Annotated in this window: 9 protein-coding genes; 2 read left to right on the top strand and 7 right to left on the bottom strand. The window is 34.2% G+C overall.

Annotated elements, in window-relative coordinates; all coding sequences use genetic code 11:
* Positions 1-102: 102 nt before the first annotated feature.
* The 5 genes from EV195_RS00045 to glpK form a co-directional block, all read right to left on the bottom strand.
* On the bottom strand, positions 103-1119 hold the full coding sequence (locus EV195_RS00045; RefSeq protein WP_132791121.1) for a hypothetical protein: 1017 nt from the start codon (positions 1117-1119) through the stop codon (positions 103-105).
* A 17-nt stretch (positions 1120-1136) separates the two neighbouring features.
* Positions 1137-2417, bottom strand: coding sequence for a phosphatidylserine decarboxylase (locus EV195_RS00040; protein ID WP_132791118.1), 1281 nt, complete (start codon positions 2415-2417; stop codon positions 1137-1139).
* Positions 2418-2623: 206 nt separating this feature from the next.
* Positions 2624-3259 (bottom strand): class I SAM-dependent methyltransferase, encoded by a 636-nt coding sequence (locus tag EV195_RS00035; RefSeq protein WP_132791115.1) that lies wholly within the window; start codon positions 3257-3259, stop codon positions 2624-2626.
* A gap of 43 nt (positions 3260-3302) precedes the next feature.
* Positions 3303-3668: a DUF2200 domain-containing protein gene (locus EV195_RS00030; RefSeq protein ID WP_132791113.1), complete on the bottom strand. Its 366-nt coding sequence runs from the start codon at positions 3666-3668 to the stop codon at positions 3303-3305.
* A gap of 41 nt (positions 3669-3709) precedes the next feature.
* On the bottom strand, positions 3710-6877 hold the full coding sequence (gene glpK / locus EV195_RS00025) for a glycerol kinase GlpK (protein ID WP_132791110.1): 3168 nt from the start codon (positions 6875-6877) through the stop codon (positions 3710-3712).
* A gap of 380 nt (positions 6878-7257) precedes the next feature.
* Here glpK and EV195_RS00020 point away from each other — a divergent pair, with 380 nt between their 5' ends.
* Both EV195_RS00020 and EV195_RS00015 read left to right on the top strand, forming a co-directional pair.
* Positions 7258-7536, top strand: coding sequence for a hypothetical protein (locus EV195_RS00020; RefSeq protein WP_132791108.1), 279 nt, complete (start codon positions 7258-7260; stop codon positions 7534-7536).
* A 159-nt stretch (positions 7537-7695) separates the two neighbouring features.
* Positions 7696-15951: an RHS repeat-associated core domain-containing protein gene (locus EV195_RS00015; RefSeq protein WP_132791105.1), complete on the top strand. Its 8256-nt coding sequence runs from the start codon at positions 7696-7698 to the stop codon at positions 15949-15951.
* Between the two features lie 81 nt (positions 15952-16032).
* On the opposite strand, the gene EV195_RS00010 is transcribed toward EV195_RS00015, so the two are convergent.
* Together EV195_RS00010 and EV195_RS00005 are read right to left on the bottom strand one after the other, a co-directional pair.
* Positions 16033-16770 (bottom strand): 3'-5' exonuclease, encoded by a 738-nt coding sequence (locus EV195_RS00010; protein WP_132791103.1) that lies wholly within the window; start codon positions 16768-16770, stop codon positions 16033-16035.
* A 149-nt stretch (positions 16771-16919) separates the two neighbouring features.
* Complete coding sequence (locus EV195_RS00005) at positions 16920-18212, bottom strand: aminopeptidase P family protein (protein WP_132791100.1); 1293 nt, start codon at positions 18210-18212, stop codon at positions 16920-16922.
* Between the last annotated feature and the right edge of the window lie 195 nt (positions 18213-18407).

Here is an 18407-nt window from a genome sequence, read left to right as displayed (position 1 = left end):
AAGAAAATCTAAAGTGGAAAAAGTTTTTACTTTGTTACAAGAAGCATTAATTAAAAAACCACCAACGGTTGAGGTTGATGGTTTTTGAACTTAAAAAAATGTTTAAATATGTTTTTTAACAAAGTCCCATATTGCCTGTAAGGCTTCTTTAATTAACTCTTCAGCTGCTGAAAATTCTGTTCCGTCTGCATACCGAACTTTTGAACCATTTCCGTCTGGACTACAATGATCTACATCTATTGAGGTTCTCCAATATTGAGCATGATTTCTCCATTCTGTTTGGTTCACTTTTGTAGGAGCGTCTACCCAAACATTCCAAGCGAGAACACTTTCTGGTTGTAGTAAATTACCAGAACCAATATTGAAAAGATTCATCACTAGTTGGTTAAAAGAATCCACAAATTCATCTCCTGTTTTGGCAATATCACCAATACCAACTTCTAAGTTCGCATAGTTCCATGCTTTGTTATTGTGTAAGGTGAAAGAAGGTAACTTATCTAAAGCTTTTGGTGTGTATAATTTATCTCTCACAAAAATAACTTCAGGATCTTCTACGTGTTCCATCTTTTCTGTACGATGTGTATGCAGAATAATAGCTTGATCTTTGCTAATAGGTAAATGATGGAGTTTGTTTAACAATTCAAAAGCACCCCAAAATAATTTTCCATAAGCAGATTGATTTGCGTCTTTACTGAACCATATTTTTGGTCTCACTACCATATCAATAGCTAAACTTTTATCAGACTCGTTTACCCATCCTCGTTGTTTTACAACAGTAACTTCTACATTTATAGTTCCAAAACCTTCTATATATGTTCCTTGTTGCGGACAAATTACAGCCCAATTTTGTCCAACAGTATCATAACCTGCTCTTGAAATATCTGGAGCAAACATTTGAAAACATCTAGACGCTGGATCATTGTGTTTTGTTAACCACGTAAATTCTGGCCATAATACACGTTGTTGACGTTTAATATTATGTATTTTATCTAAGTTATCATTAAATGGTAATGTACTTAAATTAGCAACGCCATCCTTGTACTGTAATTCTGGGTGTTTCTCTATAAAACCACCTTTCCAACCAGGGGCTGGAGTGTGGTTAGGAATAATCTTATTCATAAATAATTAGTTAAAGATTATTGTTGATTGAATAATACCGAAGCTTGTCCGTATTGAAAATGAATTGGTGTATGACCAGGATCGTATTTGTACATATAAATATCTGTTGGCGGTTTTTGGAATAGCATGATAATATCAGAACCTCCAAATCGGAACTTCCCAAATTCTTGTCCTTTTACCACTTTTTTCCCTTGTAAGTTAGTGTACATATCTACCCCAGAAACTTGACACATTCCGATAGGTAAAATGGCAACTTTTCCAACTTCTGGTCCAGCATCCATAACCACTAAACCTCTAGCTTGTGTAAATTCGTAACCATCACCTGCGCCATCAGGAGCATCCCACTGTCCGTCTGAAGTTAGGTTAACGTTTAAATACACGTTTCCTTCAATAGCTTTAATCTCTAAAATTTGTCCACTTACAGGTGTATGAAAACGATGGTAGTCGAACGGACTTAAAAAGTAGTGTACAAAAGTTCCTCCGTTAAAATCTTGAGAGTATTCGCTATCCTGAAGAAGCTCGCTCACCGTACCAATAGAATGGGTCTTTTTTAAAGAAACTTTGGTTGGTTTTCCATCGATATCTAAAACATTTCCTTGGTTATCGATAGGGTAAAATTCTTTATAAGTACAATCTGCTGGAGAAACTACTATCGAGTTGTCTTCTGGAGCTGTAATTGGACGTAAAGGACTGATACCGGTTTCAGGATCAGCATGATTAAATTCTCTATAGAAAAACTGATTAAAGGTGGTCCAAGTAGGTTCATTATCGGCATACAAAGGGAAGTTGTACATCGTATCTCTTTTAAACGATTGCAAACTTTCTTCTGTTAACGATTCTTCTGTATCTAAAAATGCGCCCCATGCATTTGCAAAATCTACTAACCAATCGGCAAACTTTTGAAAGCTTTGCATGGTATAATTAGTTCCAGGAATTTTTTGATCGATAAGCCAATACGATTGGCATAATAAATCATATACCTTTTGATTGTATCCGTTTTGCTGGTCATTACTTTTCCATGCATTCGGATATTGTGGGTCATTACTTTCATTAGGTACCATGCGTACGTATAAATCTAAATAATCTAAATACGCAGGAATGTTTGTTGGCCATCCGTTACCGTTAAATTCATTGTTTATAGCGTTGTATAAATCGGAATTTAACGTTGCTTTAGCTTGTGCAACAGCAATGTTTAAAGAAGCGGTTAATGCTATAGCCATTTCTGGGTTTTCTGAAAGAATTTCTTGTAGTGAAGCTACTACAGGTTCGTGTGTTTGAGTAAGTGTTACTGTTTCCATTTTAAATGAGGTTAGTTATTCATTTTAAAGTTCTTAAAAACACAGACTACTTTCTTTAAAAAGACCTTAACACTAGAAAATTGATGTATAAATGATGCTGTATTCGGTATGGAATATATTTTAGTAAGTAACAAATCCGTACTTTACTATACTATTTAATAATTTTAAACTTTTACGTATGTACTATAGAGATTTGTACAGATAGTTTATCCCTTTTGAGCAATAAGTATAGAATGTGTTTCTAAGGTATTGTCATTTTTTTCATAATGAACCTCTAGTTGGTTAAGAATTTTGAAGTTATTATGAACTAAAGTTTGAGCAATGAACTTAGAATCGTAATAATAAAAATAAGCTCTATCTCCAGAGCTGCTGGTCTGAAAACCGGAGTGTTCATAATTTCCTTCCACATAGCTGAGGTATAAGATTCCGTTTTTATGTAGCTTGGTGTTGAAATCCTTGCACAACTTTTCAAAATCTTCTTTTGCTAAATACGGAATGATAAATCCACATATAATACCATTAAAAGTACATTGTAAACTAGCTAGTTTTCTAGCATCTAGCTGTTGCGTAGTAATTGTTGGATTGTTCTTTTTTGCATGAGCAATCATGTTTTCAGAAACATCGGTAGCCAAAATATCCAGTTGAGGTTTTAACCTAAGAAGTTGTTTTGTAATATTTCCAGGGCCACAACCAAGTTCTAAAATAGAAGCATTTTGATTGATAAGTAATTCACAAAACTTTTGATAAGAATCGTTATAAAGCTCCAAATCCATGAATTTATCTTCATACAATTGGGCTACTTTATTCCAAGTATTTATGGTTTCGGTGTATTTATCTTCCATTAACTATAACAAAATAGCGTTTAAATTCTACAAGTGTTTATGTTTATGGTGTACGCATAATTTTCTCAATCTTTTTTCCTTTTGCTAATTCATCAATTATCTTATCCAAATAACGTGTTTTTTGAGTGAGTTCATTAGTAATTTCTTCCACTCGATAACCACAAATGACACCTTTGATTAAACTGGCATTTGGATTTAAATTTGCCTGTTCAAAAAATGTTCTGAATGTTACTTGTTTATCCATAAGCTCTTGAAGTTTTGCTTCGTTAAAGCCAGTTAACCATTCAATAACTTGATGTAACTCATCTTTAGTTCTGCCTTTTTTTTCAACCTTAGTTACATAATGAGGGTACACAGAAGAAAACTTCATGTTTGCAATCTTTTCATCGTGGTGACTCGTATCTGCCATGGTGTTTACTATTGATTTAGGGTAAAGTTATAAAAAGAATATTAAAACTCTGTATCATAATAGGTTGTAGCATCCGCTAGCAATTGATTTAATACATTTTTTTCTTCTGCGATTCTAGCATCATCCCAATCTAAACTTCTAATAAAATCTTTTAGAATAATATCTAAGTGCTTAGTTATGCTTTCAATATTAAAGTATAAACGACCTGTTCTACGCACAAAGAAATCAGCCAAACTATTTGTCATTTCATAGTTGATACAATACCATAATTCTGCACGAATTAAACGTTGTTCAATAGTTCCTGAAGCAAAAAATGAAGTTCGTTCTATAATGGTATTAGCTCTTTTACCATAGGTAGTACATAAATGCCAAGCATAATAAGGATTATTCATTCCTAACTCACTAAGTTGTTGTTTTAATTCCTTTTGATAAGCTTCTACTTCTTCAACCGAATGCAAGCTTGGGTTTACCAATAAGATATTTTCGGTTTGAGATTTTTTATAGGAATTTCTACGTTTTTCATCCATGGTTTTTAAAACAGCCTCTATAACACGATGTGCCATTTTTCGATACCCGGTTAATTTTCCACCAGCAATAGAAATCAAACCACTTTTAGAAATAAAAATTTCATCTTTTCTAGAAAGTTCAGAAGGATCTTTCTCCTCTTCATGAATAAGTGGTCGTAAACCTGCCCAATTCGATTCGATGTCATTAATGGTTAAATGAACATCTGGAAACGTACTATTTACAGCCTCAAGCAAGTATTCAGCATCGTCTTTAGTAGCCACAACACGATCTAAATTCCCAGAATAATTGGTGTCGGTAGTTCCCACATAGGTACATCTTCCTCTAGGAATGGCAAAAACCATTCTTCCATCAGGCACATCGAAATAAACAGACTGCTTTATAGGTAGTTTTTCATGTGGAAAAACAATATGAACTCCTTTAGTTAAGTGTAAGTATTTGTTGTTTTTAGAAGTATCTTTTTCTCTTAATAAATCAACCCAAGGACCCGCAGCAGAAACATAATTTCTAGCTTTTACATTGAGTTTTTTACCTGTATTTACATCAACACATTGCACATACTCAATTTTACCTTCTTTATCATAAACGAATGATTCCATTTCGCAATAATTAATAATTGTTGCACCAAACTCAGAAGCTTTCTTCAAAATTTCGATGGTTAAACGTGCATCATCAGTTCTATATTCTGCATAATAACCACTACCTAAAGTGATGTTTTCATCCAGCATTGGTTCTTTCTCCATAGTCTCTTTCTTATCCAACATCCTACGGGCATCATTTCCTCCAACATTTGCCAGTAAATCATATACCTTTAAACCGATGGCTGTCATCATTTTACCATATGTTCCACCTTCTATTAATGGTAACAACATCTTTTCAGGAATTACTAAATGTGGAGCTAATTTGTGTACAATGGCACGTTCTGAACCAGATTCTCGAACTAAGCCAATTTCTAATTGTTTTAAATAGCGCAATCCACCGTGAATAAGTTTGGTAGATTTATTACTAGTACCCGAAGCAAAATCATTTTTTTCTACCAAACAGACTTTCATTCCTCGAGAAGAAGCATCTAATGCAATTCCTGCACCCGTAATTCCACCACCAATTATAAGTAAATCAAAAGTTTCTGATTTTAATTTTTTAAGGTGTTTGTCTCGATCTAAAACCGAAAAACGAACTGGAACGGGACTGGTATTTTTCTTTTTTAAAGTTTGTGTTCTTTCGATAGCTTTTAACCAGCCTTTGTATTTTTTCTTACGAACTTTTGGCTTCATTTGAGTGGTAAAAATGGTATCAACTTCTCGAATCGTTTCGATATCATTTTTAGTCCAAACACCCGCTTTGATTCCGGCGAGTAAAGCAGCACCAAAAGCAGTAACTTCAATCATTTTAGGTCGATCAACCGCAACATTTAAAATATCCGATTGAAACTGCATTAGGTAATTATTCGCGCTAGCACCACCATCAACTTTTAACGTAATCATTTCTTTACCACTATCTTTAATCATTGCGGTAATTACATCTTTGGTTTGATACGCCAAGGCTTCAACAGTAGCTTTTATGATTTCATTTTTACCAGTATCTAGCGTCATTCCATAGATACTTCCTTTAGCATCGGCATCCCAGTACGGTGCACCCAAACCAGCAAAAGCAGGAACAACATAAATGTTTTTTAAAGGTGGAATACTATTACAAATTTCTTCGGTATCAGCAGCATTGTCGATAAGATTCATGCGGTCTCGTAACCATTGAATAGAAGCTCCGCCAACAAAAATACTTCCTTCTAAAGCGTATTGTACAGAGTCCGATTCTAAGCTACAGGTTAAGGTTGTAAGTAAGCCACTTTGAGAAAGGACTTGTTTGTTTCCTGTGTTTAATAACATAAAACAACCTGTACCATACGTGTTTTTAGCAATTCCTGCTTTAAAACCTCCTTGTCCGAAAAGAGATGCTTGTTGATCTCCAGCGACACCATAAATTGGAATAATGGTGCCGTTTAAATCGATATCTCCAAAATGTGATGAAGACGGTTGAACTCTCGGAAGTAAAGATGATGGAATATCTAATGCTTTTAATAAGGTGTCATCCCAAGCTAGGTTTTTAATATCGTAGATCATAGTACGAGAAGCATTTGTATGATCTGTTACGTGCTTTTGATGATTGGTAAACTTGTAAATCAACCAACTATCAATAGTACCAAAACAAAGTTTTCCGTCATTAGCTTTTTCTTTAGCACCTTCTACACTTTCTAAAATCCATTTTAGTTTTGTTGCCGAAAAATACGAGTCGATAACCAGTCCAGTATGTTCCTTTACATAATTAGACAGACCACGATTTTTTAAATCTTCACATATTTCGTTGGTACGTTTGTCTAACCAAACGATAGCGTTGTAAATAGGTTCACCAGTTTCTTTATCCCAAACCACCGTGGTTTCACGTTGATTGGTAATTCCAACAGCAGCTATTTCATCTGGAGTAATCCCTGATTTTTGAAGAGCATCTAAGAATGTTGCCTGTTGATCATTAAAAATTTCAATAGGATTGTGTTCTACCCATCCCGATTTAGGATAATGTTGGGTCAATTCCTTTTGAGCTATAGCTTTTATTTGTCCTTTTTCATCAAAGATTATGGTTCGTGTACTGGTCGTACCTTGGTCAAAAGCGACTAGATATTTCTGCTTCATTTCTGGTAGTTAGGATTTTAGTAATACCTCAAGTTGTTGTCTATCGAATCATTTTCTATTTGTAAACACTCGAAGCATGTTTTTTCTTTCCTAAAATAGGCAAATTATTGAATCTAGGAAGCAATTAAAAGTTGATAGTTGTTTATATGTGTTGTAATTCTATACTTCAAAAAAGGACTTTTAAAACTCAATATCTCCCATTCATGGCATTTATAAAATAATAAAGAGTATTCAATTATAATTTTACAGTGAAAACAACCAAATAGCGCTTCAGGAAGTTTTTTAAACTTAAAAAGTAGAGTTCTGAAACTACTATAAAAAACGAGGAGGAATCTGAAAAACCTTAAGAGTAAGAACCAACCATTTAAAAATAAAATATTATGGCTATTACAAAATTTAGAATAGTACAAGTTGAATCAGGAGGAACAAAAACAGTTGATTTTGGTTCTAGAGTAATTAACGCATCTACAGCAGTACAAGGGTTTGATATGGCATACTCAAAAGACCACCATGTACGCTCTATAAAAGTAGCAACTTCTATGAATGGGTTCTCTGAAAGCACGGTAACTGTTGGAGCTACTAGTGAAATGAGAGACGATTCAAATAACGTAGGAAAAGGAGAAGTAACCGTATTGGTTATCGCTGAATGTGAAGCATAAGGCGTAGTTCTTTTTTTTATAAATGATGAGTAATATATTTCAATATCACTCATCATTTTTTTTTCATATAACTTCCTAATTCATATGGTTTTTCAACAGTACCACCGTGTTGTTTTGGAAGGTATATGCTATTAATTAACCCACCAAAACTAAAACGAAATGAGTTCAGAAGTCACCAATAAACAAATACCATCAATTCGAAGCACGCAATTTGAAGAGAATGGAAATGATATTTTTAAAGATAGTGTCAATCTTTTTCGCGGAGATGTAAATCTTGCATTAGATTTAGTAAGTCTTCAAGGAAGAAATGGCCTAGATTTTAAAGTCACTGCTTCTTATGGAAGTAATATAAAAAACACGATTAATGTTTCTAATGTTGAAAAGCCAACAGGAATCATTGGATTAGGTTGGACCTTACCTTTTCAAAGGATTGAAGTTGAAACATTAGGTAATGCAACCTCAAATGATAACACGTATTTCATTTACAATGATAACAACCCAACAGAGTTAATACGTAGTAATAAAAATTGGGAAAGAGCTACACTAGATGTATCCTTAGTAGAAGAATTAAGCAAAGGAGTTTCAAGTAACTTTCAACAAGCTTTTCAACAATCCGGACTACCATTAAACACAAAGGCGACCATTTCTAGAATAGCCGACGATAAATGGCATATTTCTGATGCTAATAACAAAAGAACTTATAAAGCACATAAGGAAGACAATAAACTAGTTATAACAAGTGCAGGTTTATCGTTTGAATGTTTTCAGTTCGATTTTAGCCATATTATTTATTATCCTGAGTTTGAATCTTGGGAAGTAGTTAAAGATGACGGAACTATTTACAGGTATGGAGGAAATAATGACAATGATAAAGACAGAAATGTGCTACAATATGCTGTTCGTTGGAATAACTGGAAAGGTTCTTCAAGTGTTGTAGATTCAGAAACAGGAGACTCATTACAATCACAGTTTGTAAGTGCGTGGAATTTAGCAACAGTAGAAAATTTATTTGGAGATAAAATTCAGTTCTATTACGATGTTGTGATGCAAAAAGTCGGAGAAAATGGAATGGAGTTTACCAAGGAAAGTTACATCTCTAAAATTACAGATATGTTCAGCAGAGAAGTGCTATTTCAGTATCAAGAAAAAGAGTATGTAATCAATGATCCGGCAGGAGCTCGTGAGTATATGTCTCCGCATTTTAATGATCCTTATGGAGCTGTTCCAAACAACGATCCTAGTCCGTATCAAGATCAATACAAAACAAAATATTTAGATGCTATTGTAGTACAAAACAGTAAAGGAAAGGTTTTATATACTCAACAACTGAGTTATGATGAAACGTCCAACTTTAGCAACTATGATAAGAGCTCTTTTTTATACGGAGACACCATCAAAAGAACATTAGTAGGAATTCAAAAGATATACGGTAATGGCAATGCAAAACCAGGACTCTTATTTTCATATTGGCCATCAGGAAATGACAATGCAGGTGCGCTAAAAAGCGCTATAACTCCTGAGGGAGCAGAAATTACGTATCAATATAAAAAACAAGAATTAACGCAATGTGATCGACAAATTACTATTGAAAACCCTTGGCCTAGAGTAGGAACACCAAAAGTTTGGTATGGAGGCGATTTTGTTTTCAATGCATGGCAAAACGGAACAACAGAGCAATTAGATGTAGCATTATATACTTGGGTAGGAAGATGGCAATCTTGGGAACCAGCTCAAAGTGTTTTTTCTGCTAAAGCTGATATTGATAGTCTAAATGCTGTAGCCAGTAAAGATTTTGTTTGTTTCCATTATTCATCAGTTCAAAATTCAACTTCAGGAGTTCATGTATATCACAAAAACAATAGAAATTGGGGCGATTGGTTTGAACTAGATCCTATTCTTTTACAATCGGCAAACATAGAAGTTGTTGCAGGAGATAATTTCTTCTTAGTCTGTGATAAAGTTAACAGAAAACTTTTCCGATATACGTGGAATGCATTTACGAAAGAGTGGATTTCAGAAGATATTAGTGAGGAGTTACAAAGAGGCAATCCAAATGCAATTCCATTTTTAGTTGCAAGTAGTAAATACTACGCTATTTTAGATTATAACCCTGACGTTGGTGGAGAACATCATAACGATTTTAGTATGTTTTATCTCGACGATTTAAATGAATGGAAATCTGGAGCTACTACAACATTAACCTTTACTATTGGTGGAAATAAACCAAAAGAAACATTTGGGTTTACAGCAAGTCCTTCATTCATTGCACTCACATACATTACTAGCGAAGTTTCTTTACGTTTTGATTATACGGTAAAAATGATTCAATGGAATGAAAACTTTGAAGATTTACAAACATCAGACTTTCATTATTATCTAGCAAAAAGTAGCCCTTCAAAAACAATAACAGTTCCTTTTATCGCTAAAATTATAGCAAATGCAATGGTGGCGTCAGGACCATTTTTATTACGCTTTAATGGGGAAAAGTGGTTAAAGAACGATAGTTTGTCTTACAGGAGTACGTATAATGATAGCGATATTAACTGGTTTGCTTACGGAGATGACTATGCACTTTACACCAGTAACAGAGAATATGCTTGTGATTCAAAATTATTAAGTTTTGATCCGACAATTAATTCATTTGTGTGGAACAATCAACCAGCGGTACTACTCGAAAAACAAGATTTAACACCAAACAGGAAAGTCCATTTTTTCCCAACTGCAGGAGCTGATATTGCTACCATGGGTAGTAATGTTTATCGTAGAGGTTCTCAAACAAATTGGGAAAATGCAGTTACCTCACATGAAGAATTGCCTGAAGATATTAACAGTACAACCATGATTAATCAAGGACCACAGTTTTTATCCTATCTAAATACTGATGTAAATGGTTATCCAAAAAGTTCTTCAGTTTGGACAATTCAGAACCAATTTTTAGGACATGAAGAAGTTATAAATCAACGTTTTTTTACATCAATAGATAGAGAAGGAATGATTAGTAGAAATACGAATGGACAGTATCCTGCTGGGCCTTCAACGTTTGTAACATCTTTGCCATTAAATAAAGAGTTTAAAGATGCAGATAGTATTACGATACATCGTTACCTAGAAGGAACGTTAGAAGGCAATGTAATAGATTATTGTGTAGACACAATGTCTAGAAATGATGGTTATAACGTAAGTGTTACAAAGTATGTTTTCGATTTAAACTCTGCTACTTGCGACCCAACAGGTTCTGTTGTAAAGTATTATAGAAGTTTATATTATCCAGGAACAAATTCTATAGAGAACCCTGAGTTCGGTTACGTAGAGAATATTTATTACAATGGTTTGCTACTAGATAGTTTACATAAAAAAACAAGCAGATTTAAGTCTAGTAATACAGATGAGAAATCAAGTAGTTTATTAGATGGTCAGTTGATTAATAGAAGAACTTTTGATAAGAGCGGTAACATTTTAACAGAAGAAATTTCTCAAGTACAACCATTTACACAAATTACTCGAAATGGAGAGCGAGTCGATTTATTCGGTGGTTATGTGCGTTCTAAAAGTGAGATAACTATAAATGATGGCCTAGAAAAAACAGTGAGATATACGTACGATGATACGTACGGAAAGTTAATTTTAGAGGAGTATGACAATATTAACGGAGAAGGCGAAATAGAAACATTACGTACTTATTATACCTATGCTTATCAAGCATACCCGTGGTTTTTGGAACGCAATGCAATCGATATTTCATTAACACAATTCAGTAGTGTTATTCCATTTGGGGGAACTGAAGAATGTTATGCCGGAAGTTTACAAACATACGCACCAGCTAATTTTTTATTTTCAGATACTACAGAAAAAACAGTTTGGTGTACTTCCAAAGCATATGTCTTAAAAGAAGAGTTAACTATTTCAGATTTTATTGAAAACCTACCAGACTCTATAGAACAAACTGCATCAAAATGGCAATTGGTAAATACAGTATTAGAAAGAACAGTATTCGGAGTAATTTCTCAAGAGCAAGACGTCTCAGGTAAAGTAGAAACTACCATTTTTGACCGTGAGGAAATTCATAAAGTAGCTTCTTTTGTAAATGCAGGAACTAATCAGAGTTTTTATACTGGCTTTGAAAGTTATGAGTGTTATGAGCAAGATTGGAAATTAAATGGAACTAATTCTAGTTTTGAAGATAATTTAGTGCAAGGTGATGCTTTCACTGGATATTCAAGTTTACAGTTAGGAATTGGTGATTCATTAAGTAAACGTTCTGAAATACTACCTGAAGAGAATTGTATTTTATCATCATGGGTAAAATTAGAAAAAGGATTTCTGTCTGATGGTGGAGAAGTTTATTGGGAAATTACCAATACCAATGGAAAACAACGTGTAAATATTACTATTGATGAAGAGGAAAAATGGATATACTGGCAAACTGTTGTCGCTTCAGATAATTTAGAAACTTCATTAACACTAGTAAACGGAAAAACTAACAAAGCAATTGCGTTGAATAATATTACGTTCACTCCTGTTGTTGGACAAGTTTCTATAAGTGTTTACAATTCCAATAAAATTGAAATGGCAAGGGTGGGTGCAAATGCAGATGTGACTCGATATGCTTATGATGCGTTACAAGATAAAATTGGAGAAGTAGGACCAGCCGAAAATGCTAAAAATGGAAATGTTATTTATAGAATTCGTCAATGGGATACTACTGAGGATTTTAGTTTTCCGCTGAATGACCCAAATTGTGTACGTCAAATTGCCGCTAGTAACGGAGGTATTTATGAAACATTTACAAAGGGAACTCAAATTTGGAACGAGTGGATTCCAGAAACGCCTTCGTTATGGTCTACAAAACAAGGTAACTTGTTGTATAATGCGAATCAAGAAGATACTATAACTTGGCAAACAGCTGAAAATCAGCTTAACTATGCACTTCTTTTTTCTTTGATTGTTAATGATCTTCCTAATTCAGAATTTGAAATTAGTATTGATCAAGTTAAAGCTTCATGGTCTCAACAAAATGGTTGGAAACTACTTTTAGACGGAAAAACAATACAAAATCAGGAAGCTACTAAAGCACCTGTAAATGTTTGTTTAGTACATGTAGGAGGAGTGTTTTACTTATTTGCTGATGGAAAACAAATTTTTGCAGAAACAAGTACAACTACACTTTCAGGAGTTATGAGGTTAACTGCTAAAGGAGATATAGCATTTTCTAACATGACAACGTACCAAAGTCCTCAGGCATCTGTAGCATACAAAGATGGAAATGCAAAAGACATACAGACACAAGTTATGGGAGATAACCACTGCTTGGTAAGAGAAAAAATGTACAATGCTTTATCGGCTCAAACGGTAGAAACTAAAATAGCAGGATTTACAGATGAATCGTTTGGATATAGACCTAATTTTATCACAGCGTTCGATCCAATAACTGGAATCATGACTGGAGAGGTGAGTGAGTATTATCCAGAAGATGAAGGATATCCTTACAGTAGAACTTTGTACGAAAATTCACCTTTAAAACGTGCTATCAAATCTGGTTTGCCTGGCAAAGAGTTTGCGATTACGGAAACCAATAGTCATGTTGGCGTTTATCGTTACGGAGTTGAAGATCAGTCTAAGATTGCAGGAGTCAATTTTGTAAAAGGGTATTATTTGGTGAATTTAGTTATGGATTCAGATGGAGCAAAAGTTTACGAATTGAAAGATAGAGCGGGGAGAGTTTTAGCAAAACAAACAGATGGTAAAGACGAGGAGAATTCAATAAGCAATGCTACACAACAAGTTTATAATCCTAAAGGAGATTTAGTTCAGGTTTTGCCGCCAAATTATTTTGGAATGACTGAAAATCAAGCAGATTTCAGTATTCATAAATCATATAATTTCTTACATCAATTAACTCAAATTACCACGCCAGATTCGGGAGCGACTAAATTTGTTTATGATTCATCAGGTCAGATTCGTTTTAGTACCAATTCTTTGAATGAAGCAGCAGGGACAATTGCTTATAAGAAATATGATATTTTAGGTCGAATTACTGAAGAAGGAACAATACCAGGTGTGTGGGGAGATGGTTCTGAATGGCAAGAAATAGCGAATACAGATTCTAATTACCCAAGCAATACTTCTTGGAGCAAGTTAAATGAGTACGATGGAGATGGTAGTGATATTACTTTAATTGGTCGATTATGGAAAGCATTCAGTCAATCTAATGGTAAAAAAATCTCTAATGGTTACAAGTATGATAGGTATGGAAATACAACAGCTTCCACTCTTTTAATAGAAGGAGAAACTGAGCAAAAAACCACCTATACATACAATAACTTAGGAAATGTATTGTCTGTTAATTATCCTGAAAATTCTCCTGTTCCAAGTGTAGTTTATCAGTATAATATTCTAGGTCAAAATACAGCCATTGGTGTTCCAGAAAGTACCGATAAGTTTGCTAAGTATACTTATAATGCAGATGGTAGTATTGCTTCTGAAGTATTTAATTCAAGAAAAGAAAATGCTATAGAGCGAAAGCTAACGTATGCTTCACCGGGTTGGATTAAAGAAATTATGAATCAGTTTTCAGATGATAATCCAATCTTAAAGTTAGGATATTCTTATACGAATGGTGGTTATGAAGATGCAAAATATTTTAATGGAAGTATTGCAAATGCTGTTACTACGAATTATATCAAGCCAGAGAATTCTTTTGACTATCGTTATAAGTACAATAATGTCGGACAGTTAATTGTTGCTGCGCATAGTAGTAATAACAAATTCAATGTTGGAGTAACGGCACCAACTACTTACGATGCTAATGGTAATATTGAAACCATCACCTCTGAGAATGAAACGCTCAACTATACCTACGATGAAGGAACAAACAAAGTAATAAATGTTAGTTCTAGTAATGAAGAAATTAATAGAGTTTATGAGTACGATGTATATGGAAATACTATAAAATCTTCATCTAATTCAATCGATAAAATAATATACGATACGTTAACGAATCTTCCAGTATCTATTCAATTAACGAATGGACTAGAGCAATCCTACGAGTATAATGGTTTACAACAACGTGTAGTTAAAAATTCTTCAGATAATAAGAAGAAAGTATATGTACACGGATTAAACGATTTACCATTAATTGAAATTACCGAAGAGATTACGCAATATATTTACGGAGTTGGTGGTCTTATAGGAAAAGTTTCAAATGAAGGTTTATTCTTTATGATAAAAGACCAGCAAGGCTCTGTTCGTGCAGTGGTTAGTAGTGAAGGAACTGTAGAAGCTATGATTGATTATTTACCTTTCGGACAAATAATGGATACTAGTTACGGAGACTTATCTAAGTATACGTATTTGTTCATAGGTCAAGAGTTTGAAAAAGAATTGAAACTTTATAATTATCGAGCAAGGCTTTACGATCCAGAATTATGTCGTTTTTATTCTGTGGATCCAAGATTCCAATACGGAAGTCCTTTTGCATATTGTAATAACAACCCTATCAATTTAACCGATCCATCAGGAGAAATTGCTACTATTTTGGTAATTTTAATTGTAGGAGCAGTAGTTGGAGCCGCTGTTGGTGGTGGAGTTGCAGCTTATACAGGTGTAAAAGCAGGATTATCTGGTGGAGCTTTGGCAGGATATATTTTTGCAGGAGCCGGAATCGGAGCCGTTGCTGGAGCGTTATCTGCAGCAGGAGGTGTTGGAGCCTTTGCAGCAGGATCTGCCGCGGCCGCAGCTGCAACGACAACCACAGGAGGAATAATAGCCGGAGTAGCCGCAGGAGCTGGAGTTGGAGCAGCCGTCGGTGCAGTTGTTGGAGGAGCACAAGGTGTAAGTCAATATTTTGTAAATGATGCATTTGGTGTTCAAAACAGCGGAAGCTGGCAAAATGCGCTGTTAAAAGGCTCGGTTACTGGTGCAGTTGGAGGCGCTATTGCTGGTGGAATTGCTGGTGGAGGAGGTGCCTTAGCTACAATTCAATCTTTACGTTTTGAACAATTAGGAAATGCCAATTTAACCTATAATTACAGATCATTAACACAAGTTAGTGATGCATATAGTTCTTTTGGTTCTATGGGAGTTATTCCACTACCATCATTTGTGAGTAGAGTTCCTAACGTAAGTGTTCCTATTATTGGAGGATTACAATCTTTTGTTTTAGGAAAATTTGCCTTACCAACTTTAGGAAGTGGTGTCGCTGCATTAACAAAGCAGGCTGTAGAAGCGATGTTTTTCTCTTCTTCTCAGGCTTCTGATGCTAAAAGCAGTGGGGATAGTTCTTACGGGACTTCTTCAAGTTCAGGACAATCTGATTTTTATGGTTTAAAATCATTTAATCCTGCTATGCAAGGAAGTGTTGGTTCTCAAGCAGCATTATTTTTAAATCCGAATTTTTGGGATACTGCAAATGAGTAATTTATCTTAATAAAAAACGCAAAGAGCTTATAAGCTCTTTGCGTTTTATTTACTATTTATACCCAAAAAAATATAGCTAACCTAGCTGTTTTCTAATTGTAGATTTACTTGAAGTATATTTTGTTCTTCTAAGATTGGTAAATTATGAAACCTAAGAAGTAATTGAGCCACAGCGATAGTATCATTTTCACAATAACGAATGATTCTATAAATGTCCTTTTCTTTGTAGTATACGTTAGCTACCTCACTTCCATTAATATCTTGTTTAGGTGATGGAATTCCTAAAATATGAGTAAGTAGGTTTAACGAAGTAAAATGTTTATAATCACCAAACTTCCATAATTCCATTGTGTCTAAATGCGGAACTTCCCATGGTTTTTTTCCAAATAAATTCAGTTTTTTTGGTAATGTTATTCCATTAATAACCATTCTTCTGGCGATATAAGGAAAATCAAATTCCTTACCATTGTGCGCACATAAAAGATGGTTTTTCAGGTTAAAATGGGAGTCTAATAGCTTTTTAAAATTCGTTAATAAAGCAGCTTCATTCTTGTCTGCAAAAGAAGTCACTCGAAGTTGATAATTGCCATCTTTTTCTACAAAGTAACCTACAGAAATACAAATGATTTTGCCGAACTCTGCCCAAATTCCAGCACGTTCATAAAACTGTTCAGCAGTGTATTCATCTTTACGCTGATACTGAGTTTTAAGTTCAAATAAATGTTGAGTTTCCTCTGGAACATCCTCCCAATGCTCGTGTTGAGGAACCGTTTCAATATCTAAAAACAAGATATTGTTTAGTTCAAAATGTGTTGACATGATTATATAGCAATTTGATTTTCAGTGTGCAATTTTGGTAAAAATATGAAATTATTTTAGAATGTCACTTCGAGCGCAGTCGAGAAGTAATAAGTGAATATAAAATATGGATAAAGTCTCGACTGCGCTCGACTTGACAAATACGATTTTTAACTGTTCATAATGTCTTCGATTTCTTCTACTTCAATAGGAATATTTCGCATTAGATTAAAAGGTTCTCCTTTTTCTTGAATAACAACATCGTCTTCTAAACGAATTCCAAAGCCTTCTTCTGGAATATAAATACCTGGCTCAACAGTAAACACCATATTAGCTTGCATTGGCTCGTATAACAATCCGTAATCATGCGTGTCTAATCCCATATGGTGAGAAGTTCCGTGCATGAAATACTTTTTATACGCTGGCCAATCTGGATTTTCATTTTGAACATCAGCTTTGTCTAATAATCCTATGCCTAACAACTCAGAAGTCATTAACTTTCCAACTTCTTTATGATATTCTGCCCAATCAGTTCCTGGAACTAACATTTTTGTAGCATCATTTTTAACACGATTTACAGCATTGTAAACTTCTTTTTGACGATCAGTAAAACGTCCAGAAACAGGAATAGTTCTACTCATATCACTTGAATAGTTTGCATACTCAGCACCAACATCCAATAAAATTAAATCACCAGCTTTACATTGTTGGTTGTTTTCAATATAGTGTAAAACATTTGCGTTATTACCGCTAGCAATAATAGGAGTATAAGCAAAACCTTTAGAACGGTTTCTTAAAAACTCGTGCGAAAATTCTGCTTCAATTTCGTATTCCCAAACGCCAGGCTGAACAAAATTCAGGATTCTTCTAAATCCTTTTTCAGTTATATCACAAGCTTTCTGAATTAAGTCTAATTCTATTTGATCTTTTACAGAGCGTAAACGTTGTAAAATAGGGTTACTTTTCGCTACAGTGTGTGCAGGATATTTATTTAATAACCATTTTGTAAAACGAGCTTCTCTAGTTTCTGTTTCTATTTTTGCTCTGTAATGCTCATTCGTGTTAATATATACAGTTTCAGCATACGCCATCATTTCAGCCAACACTTTTTCTAAATCTTGTAACCAAAAAACGGTTTTTACGCCGCTTGTTTCAAAGGCTTTTTCTTTAGTTAGCTTTTCTCCTTCCCAAACAGCAATATGCTCATTAGTTTCTCTTAAGAATAATACTTCTCGTAAGTTTTCTTTAGGGCAATCTGGAAAAACAATTAAAATACTTTCTTCTTGGTCTACACCACTTAAAAAGAAAATATCTCTGTGTTGTTCAAAAGGAAGTGTAGAATCTGCACTTACAGGATAAATATCATTTGAATTAAAAACAGCTAAACTATTAGGCTTCATTTGTGCCATAAAGTTTTTTCTGTTTTTTATAAATAACTGTTTGTTTATTGGTAAATATTTCATTGTGTTAATTTGAAATTGTGTATCAAAAATAAGGAAAGAAATGAAGTTACTGTTTACATATGCAAAATAAAAAGGCGCCATTTGGCGCCTTTTTATTCACTTATTGGTCTCAATTTAGGGTTCAAAACCCTGCAATTTTATTGCAGCACTTTCAGTTATATGAAAAATTAATACCTTTCAGATATGGAAAGATCA

Source organism: Tenacibaculum skagerrakense, from assembly GCF_004345825.1.
In the GTDB taxonomy this organism is placed as follows: domain Bacteria; phylum Bacteroidota; class Bacteroidia; order Flavobacteriales; family Flavobacteriaceae; genus Polaribacter; species Polaribacter skagerrakensis.
This window is presented reverse-complemented; position numbering and strand designations above follow the sequence as displayed.